This window comes from Halogeometricum borinquense DSM 11551, from assembly GCF_000172995.2.
Lineage (GTDB): Archaea > Halobacteriota > Halobacteria > Halobacteriales > Haloferacaceae > Halogeometricum > Halogeometricum borinquense.
The window spans coordinates 547548-562459 of record NC_014729.1; the positions used below are offsets into that span (position 1 = coordinate 547548).

The 14912-nt window shown below is 59.6% G+C and carries 14 protein-coding genes and 1 tRNA gene; 6 read left to right on the forward strand and 9 right to left on the reverse strand.

Annotated features, from left to right (window positions below):
- Positions 1-31 precede the first annotated feature (31 nt).
- The 5 genes from HBOR_RS02840 to HBOR_RS02860 form a co-directional block, all read right to left on the reverse strand.
- Positions 32-1324 carry an ABC transporter ATP-binding protein gene (locus HBOR_RS02840; RefSeq protein WP_006055246.1) on the reverse strand — a complete coding sequence of 431 codons (1293 nt, stop codon included), beginning with the start codon at positions 1322-1324 and terminating at the stop codon, positions 32-34.
- Positions 1321-2436, reverse strand: coding sequence for an ABC transporter ATP-binding protein (locus HBOR_RS02845; protein ID WP_006055245.1), 1116 nt, complete (start codon positions 2434-2436; stop codon positions 1321-1323). The genes HBOR_RS02840 and HBOR_RS02845 overlap by 4 nt, the downstream gene beginning before the upstream one ends.
- The gene (locus HBOR_RS02850; protein ID WP_006055244.1) at positions 2436-3455 is read right to left on the reverse strand and encodes an ABC transporter permease; all 1020 of its coding nucleotides are present in this window, start codon (positions 3453-3455) and stop codon (positions 2436-2438) included. Before HBOR_RS02850 ends, HBOR_RS02845 begins: the two co-directional genes overlap by 1 nt.
- A gap of 2 nt (positions 3456-3457) precedes the next feature.
- A complete protein-coding gene (locus tag HBOR_RS02855) occupies positions 3458-4456 on the reverse strand; it encodes an ABC transporter permease (protein ID WP_006055243.1) in 999 nt (332 codons plus the stop codon).
- 99 nt (positions 4457-4555) lie between these two features.
- Positions 4556-6208, reverse strand: a complete 1653-nt coding sequence (locus HBOR_RS02860) for an ABC transporter substrate-binding protein (protein ID WP_006055242.1) — start codon at positions 6206-6208, stop codon at positions 4556-4558.
- 377 nt (positions 6209-6585) lie between these two features.
- Here HBOR_RS02860 and trmY point away from each other — a divergent pair, with 377 nt between their 5' ends.
- The 3 genes from trmY to HBOR_RS02875 all read left to right on the forward strand — a co-directional run bounded on the left by trmY (position 6586) and on the right by HBOR_RS02875 (position 8175).
- Entirely contained in the window at positions 6586-7182 is a 597-nt protein-coding gene (trmY, locus tag HBOR_RS02865; RefSeq protein ID WP_006055241.1) for a tRNA (pseudouridine(54)-N(1))-methyltransferase TrmY, read from the forward strand.
- Between the two features lie 65 nt (positions 7183-7247).
- Positions 7248-7320 (forward strand) — tRNA-Pro (locus tag HBOR_RS02870).
- 132 nt (positions 7321-7452) lie between these two features.
- Positions 7453-8175, forward strand: a complete 723-nt coding sequence (locus HBOR_RS02875) for a hypothetical protein (protein ID WP_006055240.1) — start codon at positions 7453-7455, stop codon at positions 8173-8175.
- Positions 8176-8192: 17 nt separating this feature from the next.
- Here the strand turns inward: HBOR_RS02875 and HBOR_RS02880 are convergent, their stop codons facing one another.
- Positions 8193-9212, reverse strand: coding sequence for a metal-dependent hydrolase (locus HBOR_RS02880; RefSeq protein ID WP_006055239.1), 1020 nt, complete (start codon positions 9210-9212; stop codon positions 8193-8195).
- 224 nt (positions 9213-9436) lie between these two features.
- On the opposite strand from HBOR_RS02880, the gene HBOR_RS02885 reads away from it, so the two are divergent.
- The 3 genes from HBOR_RS02885 (at position 9437) to HBOR_RS02895 (ending at position 12202) form a co-directional block, all read left to right on the forward strand.
- Positions 9437-10699: an arylsulfotransferase family protein gene (locus HBOR_RS02885; RefSeq protein ID WP_013440464.1), complete on the forward strand. Its 1263-nt coding sequence runs from the start codon at positions 9437-9439 to the stop codon at positions 10697-10699.
- Between the two features lie 81 nt (positions 10700-10780).
- Complete coding sequence (locus tag HBOR_RS02890; protein ID WP_006055237.1) at positions 10781-11356, forward strand: NUDIX hydrolase; 576 nt, start codon at positions 10781-10783, stop codon at positions 11354-11356.
- 63 nt (positions 11357-11419) lie between these two features.
- Positions 11420-12202, forward strand: a complete 783-nt coding sequence (locus tag HBOR_RS02895; RefSeq protein ID WP_006055236.1) for a CPBP family intramembrane glutamic endopeptidase — start codon at positions 11420-11422, stop codon at positions 12200-12202.
- A gap of 15 nt (positions 12203-12217) precedes the next feature.
- Here the strand turns inward: HBOR_RS02895 and HBOR_RS02900 are convergent, their stop codons facing one another.
- The 3 genes from HBOR_RS02900 to HBOR_RS02910 all read right to left on the reverse strand — a co-directional run bounded on the left by HBOR_RS02900 (position 12218) and on the right by HBOR_RS02910 (position 14810).
- A complete protein-coding gene (locus tag HBOR_RS02900) occupies positions 12218-12814 on the reverse strand; it encodes a hypothetical protein (protein ID WP_006055235.1) in 597 nt (198 codons plus the stop codon).
- Positions 12815-12986: 172 nt separating this feature from the next.
- The gene (locus tag HBOR_RS02905) at positions 12987-14534 is read right to left on the reverse strand and encodes a methyl-accepting chemotaxis protein (RefSeq protein WP_006055234.1); all 1548 of its coding nucleotides are present in this window, start codon (positions 14532-14534) and stop codon (positions 12987-12989) included.
- 6 nt (positions 14535-14540) lie between these two features.
- Entirely contained in the window at positions 14541-14810 is a 270-nt protein-coding gene (locus HBOR_RS02910) for a hypothetical protein (protein ID WP_006055233.1), read from the reverse strand.
- Positions 14811-14912 lie beyond the last annotated feature (102 nt).

Here is a 14912-nt window from a genome sequence, read left to right on the forward strand (position 1 = left end):
GGAGCGTCGAAGAAAGTGTGAGACGCGTCAGTTAGTCGGCGTTCGCGCTCCCCGAGATATCGTCGTGGTGGAGGTGGCAGGCGGCGATGTGGATGTCGTTTCCGTGTTCGGATTCGACTTCGTACTCGGGTATCTCCTGCGCACAGATGCTTTGTTCTGCGAACGACTCGGTGAGCCGTTCCTCCGCAGCGTCCCAGTCGTCGTTGAGGACATCGTCGATACTCGTCTCGACGAGTGATCCGGCTTCACCGTCCGGAGTTCCGTTCGGGAAGAACTCCTGACGGAGGGACGCCTCCCCGTCGAGTTCGAAGGTTCGGCGCTCCGTCTCCCGCATGAACGCCTTTATGTCGTCCCACTCTTCGAGCGTCAAGTCGTACTTTTCGGGCGCGATGAGTCGCGGGCATCGCGTCCGGAACCGACAGCCGGACGGCGGGTCGATGGGCGACGGGACGTCGCCTTCGAGCACGCCGCGCTGACCGCCGTGTCGTGGGTCGGGGACCGGAATCGACTGCAACAGCGCGTTCGTGTACGGGTGCTGTGGGTTCTCGAACAGCTCCTCGGTTTCGGCGAGTTCGACCAACTGCCCGAGATACATCACCGCTACACGGTCGGAGATGTGCCGGATGACGGAGAGGTCGTGGCTGATGAACAGGTACGTCAATCCGAACTCGTCCTGCAGGTCCCGCATCGTGTTCAGCACTTGGGCTTGAATCGAAGCGTCGAGTGCCGAGGTGGGTTCGTCGCAGACGATGAAGTCCGGGTTGACGGCGAGTGCGCGCGCAAGATTCACGCGCTGGCGCTGGCCACCGGAGAACTGGTGCGGATAGCGATTGTAGTGTTGGGGGTCGAGACCGACTTTTTCCAACAGCATCCGCGCGCGTTCTTCGCGCTGGCCCTTGTAGAGACCGTGTGCCTTCATCGGCTCCTCGACGATGGGGCCGACCTTCATCCGCGGGTCCAAGGAGGACTGCGGGTCCTGGAAGATCATCTGCATGTCCTCACGCATCGTGCGGAGTTCCTCGCCGCTCATCTCCGCGAGGTTGTCGTCTTTGAACCACACTGCGCCGTCGGTCGGTTCGAGGAGTCGCAGTACCGTCCGCGCGAGCGTAGATTTCCCACACCCGGACTCGCCAACGAGGCCGAGCGTCTCGCCTTTGGCGATGTTGAACGTCACGTCGTCTACGGCTTTCACCTCGTCGTCGTTGAGCAGATTCCCGATGAAACCGCTCCCTTGACTGAAGTATTTGGTCAGTCCTTCGACTCGGAGGAGGGTTTCCCCGAAGTTGACTTCCTCGGAACTCTCAGTTACCATTCCTTTGCTCATTCTCCATCACCTCGCGCTTCGACGAGTCCGCCGCTGAAGGCGTCTGTTGCCTCGGTTTCGAGCGGCTCGGCGTCGTCGTACCCCACGTTCTCGTATTTCACACACGAGACGTAGTGGGATGACTCGTTTGGGTCGCTCACGTCTTGATACGTCGGACGGACTTCCTTGCAGACGGTCCGCGCCTCCGGACACCGCGTGTGGAACCGACATCCCGACGGCGGGTTGATTGCCTCGGGCATGACGCCCTTGATCGGGTTGAGTTCATCGACGCTCTGGTCCGGCCGCGGGATCGAATCTAACAACGCATCCGTGTACGGATGGCGCGTCTTGTGGAACAGGTCGTCAACGTCCGCCTGTTCGATAATCTCACCGAGGTACATCACGTTCACCCGATCACAGATCTCGGCAACCACGCCGAGGTCGTGCGTAACCCAGACGAACGACGTGTTGTACTTCTCTTGAAGTTCCTTGACGAGGTCGAGAATCTGCCCTTCGACTGTCACGTCGAGTGCGGTCGTCGGCTCGTCAGCGATGATGAGGTCCGGTTCGCAGGCGAGCGCCATTGCGATAATGACGCGCTGGCGCATCCCGCCGGAGAACTGGTGGGGATAGCTGTCGTATCGCTTTTCGGGTTCCGGAATCCCCACTTCCCGAAGCATGTCGATTGCGATTTCTTTGGCCTGTTCGGACGAGACATCTCGGTTGATCTCGATGAACTCGCGGAGTTGCCCACCGACGGTGAACACCGGGTTCAGAGCCTCCATCGGGTCTTGGAAGATGATCGCTATCTCTCGCCCCCGGATCTGCTTGCGCATCTCCTCGTTCGAGAGCATCTCCGAGGATTGGCGGAGTTCGCCGTCTGAGCCCTCCTCGATGTCGATCAGCTTCTTTCCTTTGTAGGTTACTGTCCCGCCGACGACTTCGCCGGGATCTTCGACGAGTCGCATGATCGAACTCGTTGCGACCGACTTGCCAGCGCCGGACTCGCCCACGAGGCCGACGAGTTCCCCTTCGTTCACCTCGAAAGAGATACCGTCCACTGCACGGACAGTCCCCTCCTCGGTGAAGAACTGCGTCTTCAGGTTCTCGACTTTGAGTATTGGTTCGCTCATCAGTTGTTAATCCGTGGGTCGAGTGCGTCTCGGAGGCCGTCGCCGATGAGGTTGAACCCGACGACGGTGATCAGGATAGCGATACCGGGCCAGATGCTGAACCATGGGTTCGGAAGCATGTACTCCCGAGAGTTCGAGAGCATCTGTCCCCACGACGGCGTCGGCGGCTGTGCGCCGTAGCCGAGGAACGACAGGCCGGCGATGATGAGAATGTTCACGCCGACTTGGAGCGTCGCCTGCACGAGGACGGGGGCGAAACTGTTCGGGATGACGTGCCGGAGGATGATATCACGGTCACGTACCCCCGCCGCCTGTGCTGCCTCGATGTAGTCTTCTTCACGTACCGAGAGCACGCGGGAGCGGATGAGGCGTGCGAACGTCGGAATCGTGGCAATACCGACCCCAATCATCGCGTACGTCAGGTTCTTACCGAACGCAGTCATGAACGCGATGACCAAGATGAGGAACGGAATCGCGTACAGCGTCTCCGATGCACGCATCAGCGCGTCGTCGATCCAGCCACCGTAGTATCCGGCGACTGCACCGACGAGCATCCCGAATATCATGGCGATACCGGTCGAGACGATAGCCACCGTGATGGCGATACGCGTGCCGTAGAACAGGCGCGCAAGGATGTCACGCCCTCGGTGGTCAGTCCCGAGCGGGTGTGCCCACGTACCGGGGTCGTTCGGGTACAGTTCGTTCGTCTGGTAGACGGGCGGACGGAGAATCTGTGCGTTGCTCGGATCGTTCACCGGGTTGATCCAGAACATGTCCGCCAGCATGTACTGATGAATTCCCATGTTGGCGAACGTCTTGAACTCCGCAAGGAAGCCGAAGAGGACGCCGTCGATGAAGGCGATGAGTGCGACAGTCGTCATCAGTGCGATGACACCCAGTCCAACAAGTGCTGTCGGGTCGCGTCGCACTTGCGAGAGGGTGTAGCGCAAGCCGACTCGCGCTTCAGGCTGCTCGGGACCGCTTTCGTCTGCGTCAGTTCGGGTTGTTGCGTTCGACATCGTTATTCTTCACCCTCGAAGGAGACTCGTGGATCGACGTAGGCGTACGACAGGTCTGTGAGGATGACACCGATGACGAACACCAGTCCGAACACCAGCGTCGTCCCCATCACGAGTTGGAAGTCCTGATTTTGGATGGCTGTAATGATGAGCCGACCCATGCCGTTGATGGAGAAGACTGTCTCCGTCAGTACTGCACCACCCAGCGCGCTCGTTAGTTGCAGACCGACGAGCGTGATGAGTGGAAGCTGTGCGTTTCGGAAAGCGTGCTTACGCACGATTTTACTCTCGCTGACGCCGTAGGCGCGGGCGAGTTTGACGTACTCCTCACCGAGTACTTCGAGCATCGAGGAACGCTCGATACGGGTGAACGCAGCCATCTGGAGCGTTCCGAGCGTAATGGTCGGCAAGATGAGGTGGTGAATCGACGTGAGTATGACGTCGATCTGATTTGCCGCTCCGTCGACTGCCGCCGGTGCCGCCCACGGCAGGACGATGTTGGTCGCAGGGAAGATGTCCAGCCAGAACGAGAAGATGATGATGAGCATCAGGCCGATCCAGAAGGAGGGCGTACTGACGCCAAGGAGGGCGACGATACGCGAGACGTGGTCTGTCGGCTTGTTACGCCGCTTTGCGGAGATAATGCCGAGTGGAACGGCGGTTATCAGTGCAAAGGTGAAACTGGAGAGCAGGAGATACAGCGTGATCGGTAGGCGTTCTGCAATCTTCTGCGTGACCGGCACGCCGTAGTAGATACTCGTTCCGAGTTTGAGTTGAACGACGTCTAGTAGGTACTTGAAGTACCGAACGTGGACGGGCTGGTCAAGTCCGAACTTTGCGCGGATGGCTGCGGCTTGTTGTGCGCTCGGCGATGGGCCGAGCATGATCTGTACTGGGTCCCCCGGAATCGCGTCGGTGAGGAAGAACGTGATCGTAATCACACCCACGATCACCGGGATCGATTGGAGGAGTCGGCTGATTGTGTAGCGAAGGCGTCCCATTGTTACACCACTTACAGTATCGTGTCCATGTATGACTCTAGGCGTCGTTTAGTGGTCGGTTTGTACATAAATATGGCGTCACCGCCTCTGTCTGTACGATTATTTCGTACCGACAGAGAGGTTGTTGTAGTCGGTCGCCACCGTGAAGCTGTCCACCGGGTGGGCGTGGAAGTCTTTGACGTAGTCTTTCACGCCGAAGCTGTTCTTGAGGTTGTACGCGGGCAGGTGCGCACGGTCTTCGAGAAGCGTCGTCGTCGCTTCCGTGTAGAGCTGTTTACGCTTGTCACGGTCGAGCATCTGACGCGCTTTGATGAACTTCTCGCTGACCTCTTTGCCGGACTCGCTGTTGTTCCCGTAGTACGTCCCGTTCGTCACGCCGAGCGTGTCTTCGTCACGGCCGAACAGGAAGTACGAGAACGCGTCGGGGTCGGGCGAGCCGGACCAACCGAGCGTGTAGATGTTGTAGTCGTCCTCGCTGCCGGAGACGTACTTGTCGAGGAACGCACCCCAGTCGAGACGCTGAACGCTTGCGTCCCAACCGGCCTCCTTGATACCGTTGGAGATGGAGATACCGATCTGTTCACGTTTGTCGTCCGGCGGGACGATGACCTGGAACGAGTAGTCGTCCGACACGCCGGCCTCGTCAAACAGGGACTTCGTCTTGTCGATGTCCTTCGAGTGGGGGATACTTTTCCACTCGTCGAGCGGGAAGCCCCAGTCCTCGGAGATCGATTTCGGGTAGGGGCTGTACTGACGAATCCCCGTCGGTTCGACGTAGGAGGAGACCGCCTGATCCATATCGAACGCGTAGTCGATTGCCTCGCGGACCTTCGGGTCAGCCGTCGGGCCTTCCTTACAGTTGAACGCCGCGTAGAAGTACCCGATACCGGGCACTTCCTGAATGCTTGCGTCGGAGATGCTGCGGACCGTCGGGTACTGCTTCGGCGGAATCTCCTCGATAACGTCGTTCTCGCTGTTCTTAAGGGTCGTGACGCGCGTCGTCGCCTCAGTGACCGGCACGAATTCGATTTCCGGAACTTTCGGCTTCGGTTCGCCCCAATAGTTCTCGTTGGCCTTGATGCGAGCGTACTGGCCTTCCTGCCAGCTATCGAAGACGAACGGGCCGGAGCCGATCAGGCTGTCGCCGCTTTTGAACGCATTCTTGTCCTCCTCGCGGACGGACTTCGGAACGACGTACCACGTGAGCGTGGTCATGAACGGCGCGTACGCGTACTTCAGGTCGAACTGAACCGTCTCTTCATCGACAACCGTGATGGTGTCGATCATGTTCAGTTCGGAGGCGTTCTCGGTCTCTTCGGTGACCGGGGCCGTGTACGAGTATTTCACGTCCTCGGCCGTGACTTTGTCACCGTTGGAGTACGTCGCATCGCTGTTCAGTTTGACGACGTACCGTTTGCCTTCCTTGGACACTTCGGGTTCGCCCTTGGCGAGGGCCGGGACGATACCCGTACTCTCGTCGTACGTGTAGAGGCCTTCGACGATACGGTCGATGACCTGCGACGACGGAACGTCGTTTGCGATGATGGGGTCGAACTCGATGGGGCTCTTGACGAGGGCCATCTTGAGCTTGTTGTTCGACTCTTCGTTCCCACCGTCTGTGTTTCCACTGTCGGTTCCGGTGTCGGAGCCGCCAGCACACCCGGCGAGGCCTGCGATACCGGCACCACCGAGGCCTTGGAGGACACGGCGACGGTTCAGTTTACTGTGAGTTGTATTGTTTTTATCTGACATGGGTCAGTGCACCTTATGTTGAGGGATACCGAGAATCAACCGCCGGTTAGATAAATACCTAACGAATGTTTCCCGGTATCGGCAAATCTTGTTTTCTAGTGGTCTTGTACGCCGATTTTTGACTTTTTGCCCATTAGTTACTTTTGAATATAAGTATGTAGATATCAATCTAATACGTTCGATATTTCTGGACAATTATGGCATTTATGGTGGGAACAGTGGTATTAATATCTTCCAAAATCTCAAATACCTCCTTGTTTGTTCAATCGATTCTCTATGATAGTTCATTATGCTTGTCGCAGGTAAATGTTACCGCTAGTGGTGTTTTCGCTCTGCCGGAAGGACAGACCCTTGGTGAATCGGTGGGAGTTCCCCGTATGAGACAGTTCGTCATCATCGGTCACGACGCTCCGACAACGCCAGAGTTCTCACTTGACGACTTGGCAGGCGGCGCAGGTCGCCTCGATGTCCTGTGTCGATGTGTCAACTCCGCGTTTTTCCTCTCGCACGCGATTCGAGAGTCCGTTCGTGTCCATCTTGTTCTCGGCGACGAGTTCACTGTCCGATTCGAGGGTGCAGAGTTACGTCGTCTCAACCCCGATGAACGGAGTACAGCCGCCCTGATTCGCGGCGCACTCGACGTCCGCGAGGAAGCTATCGGACACATGCCTGCCGAGGCGAGCCCCGGCGTCAGTATCCGCCGGATGGGATTCGACGCGACGCTCGACGCCGTCGCTACTGACGGTACTGTCATCGAACTTCACGAGAACGGCGACCCGGTGGCCGACGTCGAACCGCCCGAAGACCCAGTGTTCGTTCTCTCGGATCACCACGACTTTACGGACGACGAGGCGGCCGCCCTCGCTGATGCGGCCGACGAACGGGTTCGTCTCGGTCCCGAGGTGTTGCACGCCGACCACTCTATCACCGTCGCGCACAACTATCTCGACACCGACGGCTTCTCGTCATACTAACTGACGGCGCTCGGACACCGTGAATCACAACTGTTAAACGCGACGCCGGACTCAATTCAACGTGCGGGCCGGTGGGGTAGCTTGGTATCCTTCGGCCTTCGGGTGGCCGTAACCGCGATTCGAATTCGCGCCGGCCCACTTCTCCCGCATTCTTTTCCGACGAGCACCGTGTGGCGTCTGAGTCGCCGCGAGCAGAGCGAGCGGTGTGTCCGGGTATCTACCGAGTTTCTTCAGAGACGTTATCCTCGCCGGACCCGACCACCGACACGAATGACCGAGGCGATAGATTTCGATTTCGCTGATACTGCCGCCGTCGCTGAACGACGCGACGAGGTTGTCGCGGCCGTCGAGTCGCACGCGGGGCGGATTGCGCGCGAACTCGCCCTTCTGCAGGGCGGCGACTACGGCCAAGAAGCGTTCAACACGCCGCGGGGGACGTGGACGGTCAAGTACGAGGGGGGTGCGCTCCAGTACCTCCGATACGAAGGGAACGGCGGGTCCGAAACGTACGTCGTCTCCACGAAGCGCCAACCGGACCCGACGGAACTGGCGACGGCGATGCAGGATTACGAGTCGTTCGTGGAGTCGTACAACGACTACGTCGAGTCGCGTTCGGGCGTCCTCGACGACGTTTCGACTGACTTTCCTGAACCACACGAAACATCGGGCGTCGTCGCCGAACGCGATCGGATCGTAGACCGCATCCGTGAGGTATGCGACGAGATTGCCGTCCAGTTACACCGCTACGATGGCACCGACTACGGCACTTTCGCTACGACTGTCTCGGGCACGCGATGGGAACTGAAGCGAGAACTCGACCGTACGTCGTACCTCCGTGTCGGCGGCGAGGGCGGCGTCTACCTGCTCTCACAGTACGAACCACCCGCCGCGCCGGACGTTCGCCAACTGGTCGGCGGATTCGAGGGATTCGTAGAATCGTACAACGACTACGTCGCGGAGTTGGAGTCGGACCTCGACGGTATCTCGCTTTAGATCAGGTGGTCGGTGATCTAGATGAGAAGATAGGCGACGAGGTACGCCACTGCGGCGATGGTGAGCGTCGCTAACCCGATTGTCAGAGCGCGAACTGCTCGCATTCTCCGCGACGTAGCGCCCCGTCCGAATGCCGTCGCCCCGACGACGACGGCGAGAGGAACGACGGTAAAACCGAGATAGTGCGCATCAACCATCGTCGGACGTGGAAGTACAAACGCGGCCGCGGCGTAGCCGACGCCGACCACTGCTCGCCCCGCGAAGGCGTCGCGGAGACGGTGCCCGGTGAGACGGAGGTACGTGAACAGACCGGCCCACACGGTGGCGACTTCCACGAACAAGATGTTGAGGAGGTTCACCGTCTCGTCTGCCGAAAACACCACGCGGTCAGTGAGCGGTGAGGGTGCAGCGGGTGCGAAAAGCGGCGGCGGGGCGGCCATGAGCACGTCACCGAACGGGTGTGTGAGGAAGCCAACACCCGCGGCGAATGCCAGAGTCGGTGTCCCGATACCGAGTCTGCTCTCCTTCCCGAATCGACGGCTGACGGCCGCACCGACGACGCAGACGGTACCGAGGTAGGTGGCGGCGACGACGGCCGCCGATTCGCTCGAGACGCGGGCCATCGCCCAGATGACGGCCGCGGCGACGACACTCGCGACGACGGCGAGAGTTGTGTGGATGAGCAAGCCGTGCGGCGTTCGGTTCTGCATCCGCGTTTCTTTGCCACGACCGCGGGCGGGAACGATGGCAACGGCGGCCGCGAAACAGAGCGTGGCAGCGGCACCGACGGGAAGCGGATGGGTAACCACGCGGTGGACGCCGTTTGTAACTCCCCAGAAGGCGTCCCACGAGAGGGTCGTTCCATCTGCAACGGCCAGAAGATACGTGGCGAACCCGTAGGCGACATCTAAATCCGGAAGCAACGCACACAGAGCGGCCACACCGCCAGCAAACAGTGCGGTACGCGCGTCTCGTCCGGTAAGTCGGGTCAGTGTTCCGGCGAGGGCGAACGCGAGGAACTCGTGGCCGACGAACATCTATTGACAGTTAATTGAGATTGTTGGAGTCAGTTTGTCGGTGCTGTCACCGGCAGTGTACGCGAAACGAGACATTTCAGGTATCGAGACTGACTGCCGAGGATGGTATAGTCTTTCCGTCGTTGCTCGGCAGTGTCGCACTCTCTACGATTACCGGACTATTACCGCCGCGCGAGCGCGGACCGAACACTTTTCGTCGCCGTGGGTACTGCCTTCGATAACTGATGACCGGATTACGCCCGGATACGGGACGACAGGCGGGGACGATGCTCATCGTCTTCGGTGTCGTCCTTTTGGTCTCCTCGCTCGTCGTCAGTGCGGCCCTCGCACCGAGCGTCGGCGCCGCCGGTAACGACGGAACTCCTCAGACGCTCGTTGGGTCGCAAGGTGGCGGCCCCGGCCTCCACGAGAGCGGTTCCGTCTATCTCCTCGACGGGAAAGAGACCAAATGGAAAGCGGCAGAGACAGACAGCTATTTCGACGTGACGATGCTCGACAACGGGAGCGTCGCCACGGGGTTCATGGACTCCGGATACGAGGACTGTGAACCGTACGAATCTCCGTGTACGCACACCGGCTTCCGCATCCTCGAACCGACCGACGACGGCGGTGCTGAAATCGTCTACGAGTACTCCTTCCCCGTTCGGACGCGTTCGAACAGCGAGGTCCACGACGTGGAACTGCTGGACTCCGGCGAGTTCCTCGTCAGCGACATGGAGTACGAGCGCATCTTCACCGTGAAAAACGGCGAGGTGACGTGGCAGTGGAACGCGAGTTCGATGTACGACGCGCCCGCGGACCCGACGACGACCGATTGGCTCCACATCAACGACGTGGACGCGCTTTCCGAAGACCGGTATCTCGTCTCGGTTCGCAACGCGAACCAACTCGTCGTGATCGAACGCGGTGAGGGCGTCGTTGAGGTTATCAACAAAGACGAGAACGGCGACGGCACCGGCGACCCCGAGGTACTGCTGCAACAGCACAACCCTCAGTGGTTAAACAACGGGTCGGTCCTCGTCGCCGACAGTCACAACGACCGTATCGTCGAACTCCACCGTAACAACACAACGGACGAGTGGGAAGTCGCCTGGGCCGTCTACGAGGCCGAGGGCGTCCCGTTCAGTTGGCCGCGCGACGCGGATCGGCTGGCGAACGGCAACACGCTCATCACCGACTCGCTGAACCAACGCGTCGTGGAGGTGAACGAGTCCGGCATGACGGTGTGGAGTTACAAGACTCCCTACGTCCCCTACGAGGCCGAACGCCTCCCCGAGGGTGAGACGGTCGGTGCCACCACCTACGCCGTCAATGAGGACGCCACGGTGTACGGTAATGGGGACGTGCCCGTCCTCTCGCTACTGTTGATCCTCTTCCAGACGGGGATTCAGGTACCGTTCTGGTTCACCGAACTGCACGTCGGGGTAACGCTCGTCTCTCTGACGATGACGATTGCAGGAACCGTTCTCATCGTCCGCGACCGATAGCCCCGGTCCGTCTATCCTTCGATACGGGGTGAAGCGCTTCCCACCACGCGGCTTTTTCTGGTATCCGACCGGAGACGGCGTATGGTCGATGACGACGACACTGCACAGGCGGACGAACTCGCGTGGGAAACGACCGCTTCTGCTGTAGAGTACACCTGTCCGGGGTTCGACGTTCAGATGGACGACGTCGTTCTTCCCGATGGGACGGAGACGGAGTTCCACTACGTTGACGAACCGGAAGCCGTCGTCGTGCTTCCGTTCACGCCCGACGACGACGTCGTTCTCGTCGAAGAGTGGCGGCAGGCGGTCGGTCGAGTGAATCGCGGCCTTCCGGCAGGCTCACTGGAATCCGACGACGACGATATCGCCGCGGCGGCCCGGCGCGAACTCACTGAGGAGACGGGCTACGAGGCCGGTTCGCTCGAATACGTTGGGTCAGTTGAGCCGGCAAACGGTCTCTTGAACAGCGTGCACCACCACTTCGTCGCCCGCGACTGCGAGCCGACCGGAGAGCAGGAACTCGACTTCAACGAGAGCATTCGCGTCGCCGTCGAACCGTACGACGACGTACTCACAGCCGCGTTAGATGGCGAAATGCGTGACGGCCGCGCTCTCCACGGAGTTCTCCGCTACGAACTCGCAGAGCGTTGGCGGTGAGTCGATAGTGTGGAGAGGTCGTGAGGCAACCGAACCACGAATCGTTTTGACGGAGCGTTACCAATGCAGACTGTGTCCTCCGAACCAGACGCTTCCTCGCCCAGTAGTCAACTTCGTGCACTCGCAGTCGCCATACTTCTCGCCATCGCCGGACCAGCACTCGGCATCGCTTTCGTCTTCCTCGTCTCGGTTCCGCTAGTGCTCACCGGGATCGAGATCACGCCGATACTCAACATCTCGATTTCCCTCGTCTTCCTGACGTGGGGCGGCATCGGCGGGATGGCGTTCCTGTACCTCAGGTACCGCAACGAAGACCTTTCGTACTTCGGGATTCACCTCCCGGGCCCCCGTGACATCCTCGCCGCCGGCATCGGTTACGTAGCGGCTCTCGGCCTCGGCTACTCGTCTGTCATCCTCGTGAGCCAGTTGAACGTCGAGACGGGAACCAACCAAGCCGCGCAGTTGGGGATGGAGAATCCCGAGGTGTTGCTGCTCTTGATCCCCGCCTCGTTCCTGTTCATCGGCGTCGGTGAGGAACTGTTGTTCCGCGGCGTCGTCCAGAGTCGCCTCCGAGAGTCGTTCTCGCCTGCCGTCGGTATCTTGCTTGCAAGCGTCATCTTCGCCGCCATTCACTTCTTTGCTATCGGTGGGACTCCGATGGCCCGTCTCACCAGTATTAGCATCTTGCTCTTACCAAGCGTCGTCTTCGGCATCGTCTACGAGTATACGGATAACCTCCTCGTTCCGATATTCATCCACGGCGCGTACGATGCGACTATCTTCTTCTTCCTCTATCTCGCGGTGAAGTTCGGCACTGTCCCGCAGGAGTCGTTCCTCTTTTTCTGAGTTCCGCTCGCCCCGTTATTTTACGTCGAGGCCCGCCGCTGAGAGGGTCCGCTGGGCCTCCTCGAATCGTTCCTCACCGTCGGACGTGTACAGCGAAGGGAGCATGAGAACTCGCTTTCTGGTCGCGCCGTCGGCGTCGTACTCGACGAGGAGGCGGGGACTCGTGAGACCTTTCGTGCCACGATTGGATTTGACGGTCCGTACATCCGCCAACGGGATGCGACTCGCGGAGGTGTACCCCTGTACGATTCGTCGGAAGGCGGAAATAATGACGAACACGCCGATGGCGCTGAGAAAAATGAGTGCTGGCGTTCCAAGTGGGTCCTCCCGTGTCACCCAGAGGGCTGTCCCCAAGCCGTAGAGTGGCGCGAACATCGCCGCAAGAAAGACGAACCGACCAACCCATCCGCTCGACCAGTAATCATACATATTTCGATAGGTCCCCACGAATGATTCTTCGACGTGGAGATACGTGTCGTCTACGAGGCAGCGGCCGCGTTTCGTGCGAAACGAGCGAACCGAATCACCCCGTTCGTCTGCCGATGTCGCGGGTTCCGGCGGTGCATTCTGCTGTGCCGGTTCAGCTTCTTCTGTCATCGATTCGGAGGGCATCCTGGCCCCTCTTTTCCCGTCATCGGCTTGAACGTTCTCATCGTTCCGACGCGCAGTACTTCACACCGCAAAATATCGTCGTGGCGCGGGTGCTCGCACGGTTGTCGCTTTGTACCGGTAATCGCTGAGCCGGTGAGACCGAGTACCGGTACAACAGTTGCAACCGTCCGTATCAGTCCGACTGCCCCATCCCGGCGGCGTTGTTCGGAACCGCCTGTTGGTTCGCAGATAGCGTGTCATCGGTCTGCGTGGGTTCGTCGGTCTCGTCGGACTCACCCTCGTTTAACTCCATCGGCGTCTGCGATACCTCGAATCCGGAGACGATGGCCTGCAACTGCTGGGCCTGCTCTGAGAGTTCGTTCGACGCCGATGCGATCTCCTGCGTCGCGGCCGTCTGTTCTTCGGCCGCCGCGGAGACGTTCTGTGCTTCCGTCGCCGTCTGATCGCTGAGGTCCGTCACCTCGTCCACCATCGAGACGACTCCTTGCGTGGACTTGGACTGTTCGTCCGTGGCGTCGCTGATCGACTGAATCGATTCGTTGCTCTCCTCGATTCGGCCGACCACGTCTCCGAGTTTTTCGATGGCTTCGCCCACGGTATCCCGACTGCGCTGAATCTCGTTTTGCGTCTCGTAGATGTCGTCGGTGACGTTCTCGGTGGACGTTTCGACGCCGTCGATCAGCGATTCGACCTCCTCGGTCGCTTTCGCCGTCTCTTCAGCCAGCGACTTCACTTCTGATGCGACCACTGCGAATCCCTCGCCCGCATCGCCGGCGCTTGCAGCCTCGATAGACGCGTTCAGCGCGAGGATGTTCGTCTTGTCCGCGATGTCGTCGATGAGTTCTACGACCTCGCCAATCTGTTCGACCGACGACTGGAGTTCCTCGACCTCGGCGACGGTTTCGCTCGCCCGCGATTCGAGCTGTTCCATCTTTTCGGTCCCTTTGTTTGCGGCTTTGCGGCTCTCTTTGGCCTGTTCGACGGTCCGCTGGGACTCCGCGGCGACTTCATCCGCCGAGGAGGCGATTTCCTCAATCGTCGCCGAGAGGTTGCTGAGTTCGCCGCTGGCGTTGTCGAGATTCCGGTGTTGTGTCTCCGTTGCTGCCGAAATCTCCTCAACGCTACTGGCCACGTCGGTACTGGTCTGCTTTACCGCGTTCGCGCTCGTGGTGACTTCGGTACTCTCCTCGTCCACGCGCTGGGCGAACGACTGTATCTGGAGCGTGACCGATTCGATGTCAGCGACCATCGAGTTGAACGCCTGTCCGATTCGCGTCATCGCGTCGCTCTCGCTGTCGGGATCAACCCGAACTGTCAGGTCGCCGTCGGAGGCGGCTTCCATCTTCTCGCTGTACGACTCCGCCTGCTGTTCGAGCGTCTCGGTCAGCGCGTTGAGTTCTTCGCTCTTCTCCTCAGCGTCCGAGACGAGAACTTTCATGTCCTCGACGATGGCGAGCGTTGCCGTCCCACCGATGGCGAACACGGCGACCGTCGAAGCCATGAGTGGGCCTGTTGCAAGGTCGAACACCTCCGCGTAGATACCCGCTTTTTCCAGCATGAGTGCTATCGTCCACGCAACGCCCAACACGGACGCGAAGGTGAACGTCATCCAGAACGGCGACTCTGCGTCGCTGTCACGGTAGTTAAGGTAGCCGAGCGCTGCCGCACCGACGAATCCCAGAGCGCCGATGGCGTCGAATATGGGTGCAATTGCAACCATTCGTGTTCACCCCTTCACAACCGACTCACGGCGGACGTACGCCGCGGCCAGAAACACCACACCTGCGGCACCGATACCGATGGCGTGTTCGACGACGTTGAGCACTGGCTCCAGTGCAAACGTTTCGAGGTTCGTTGCAACCATCCCCACCACGAGCAGGACGTAACCCGCGGTGAACAGTTTCGTCTCGTCCCTGTATTGCGTTAGCACCGGAACTAGCCCGATGAGCGAGACGACGAGTCCCGTTACTTCGAGTGGTGATAGACTCCCCAACATAACTTGACGGAAGGCGAAGCTATACTTAACATCCGCGCCCAAAATACCAATTCTGGTAACTAGAGTTATCTGTTTGGTTTCGAATATCCAACAATACTACCT

What these genes read in the sequence shown, in the direction of transcription:
- HBOR_RS02890 (WP_006055237.1), top strand. Translation starts at nt 10,781, where the DNA reads ATGGTCGATGACGACGACACTGCACAGGCGGACGAACTCGCGTGGGAA.
- trmY (WP_006055241.1), top strand. Translation starts at nt 6,586, where the DNA reads ATGAGACAGTTCGTCATCATCGGTCACGACGCTCCGACAACGCCAGAG.
- HBOR_RS02860 (WP_006055242.1), bottom strand. Translation starts at nt 6,208, where the DNA reads ATGTCAGATAAAAACAATACAACTCACAGTAAACTGAACCGTCGCCGT.
- HBOR_RS02905 (WP_006055234.1), bottom strand. Translation starts at nt 14,534, where the DNA reads ATGGTTGCAATTGCACCCATATTCGACGCCATCGGCGCTCTGGGATTC.
- HBOR_RS02900 (WP_006055235.1), bottom strand. Translation starts at nt 12,814, where the DNA reads ATGCCCTCCGAATCGATGACAGAAGAAGCTGAACCGGCACAGCAGAAT.
- HBOR_RS02840 (WP_006055246.1), bottom strand. Translation starts at nt 1,324, where the DNA reads ATGAGCAAAGGAATGGTAACTGAGAGTTCCGAGGAAGTCAACTTCGGG.
- HBOR_RS02910 (WP_006055233.1), bottom strand. Translation starts at nt 14,810, where the DNA reads ATGTTGGGGAGTCTATCACCACTCGAAGTAACGGGACTCGTCGTCTCG.
- HBOR_RS02850 (WP_006055244.1), bottom strand. Translation starts at nt 3,455, where the DNA reads ATGTCGAACGCAACAACCCGAACTGACGCAGACGAAAGCGGTCCCGAG.
- HBOR_RS02845 (WP_006055245.1), bottom strand. Translation starts at nt 2,436, where the DNA reads ATGAGCGAACCAATACTCAAAGTCGAGAACCTGAAGACGCAGTTCTTC.
- HBOR_RS02855 (WP_006055243.1), bottom strand. Translation starts at nt 4,456, where the DNA reads ATGGGACGCCTTCGCTACACAATCAGCCGACTCCTCCAATCGATCCCG.
- HBOR_RS02885 (WP_013440464.1), top strand. Translation starts at nt 9,437, where the DNA reads ATGACCGGATTACGCCCGGATACGGGACGACAGGCGGGGACGATGCTC.
- HBOR_RS02895 (WP_006055236.1), top strand. Translation starts at nt 11,420, where the DNA reads ATGCAGACTGTGTCCTCCGAACCAGACGCTTCCTCGCCCAGTAGTCAA.
- HBOR_RS02875 (WP_006055240.1), top strand. Translation starts at nt 7,453, where the DNA reads ATGACCGAGGCGATAGATTTCGATTTCGCTGATACTGCCGCCGTCGCT.
- HBOR_RS02880 (WP_006055239.1), bottom strand. Translation starts at nt 9,212, where the DNA reads ATGTTCGTCGGCCACGAGTTCCTCGCGTTCGCCCTCGCCGGAACACTG.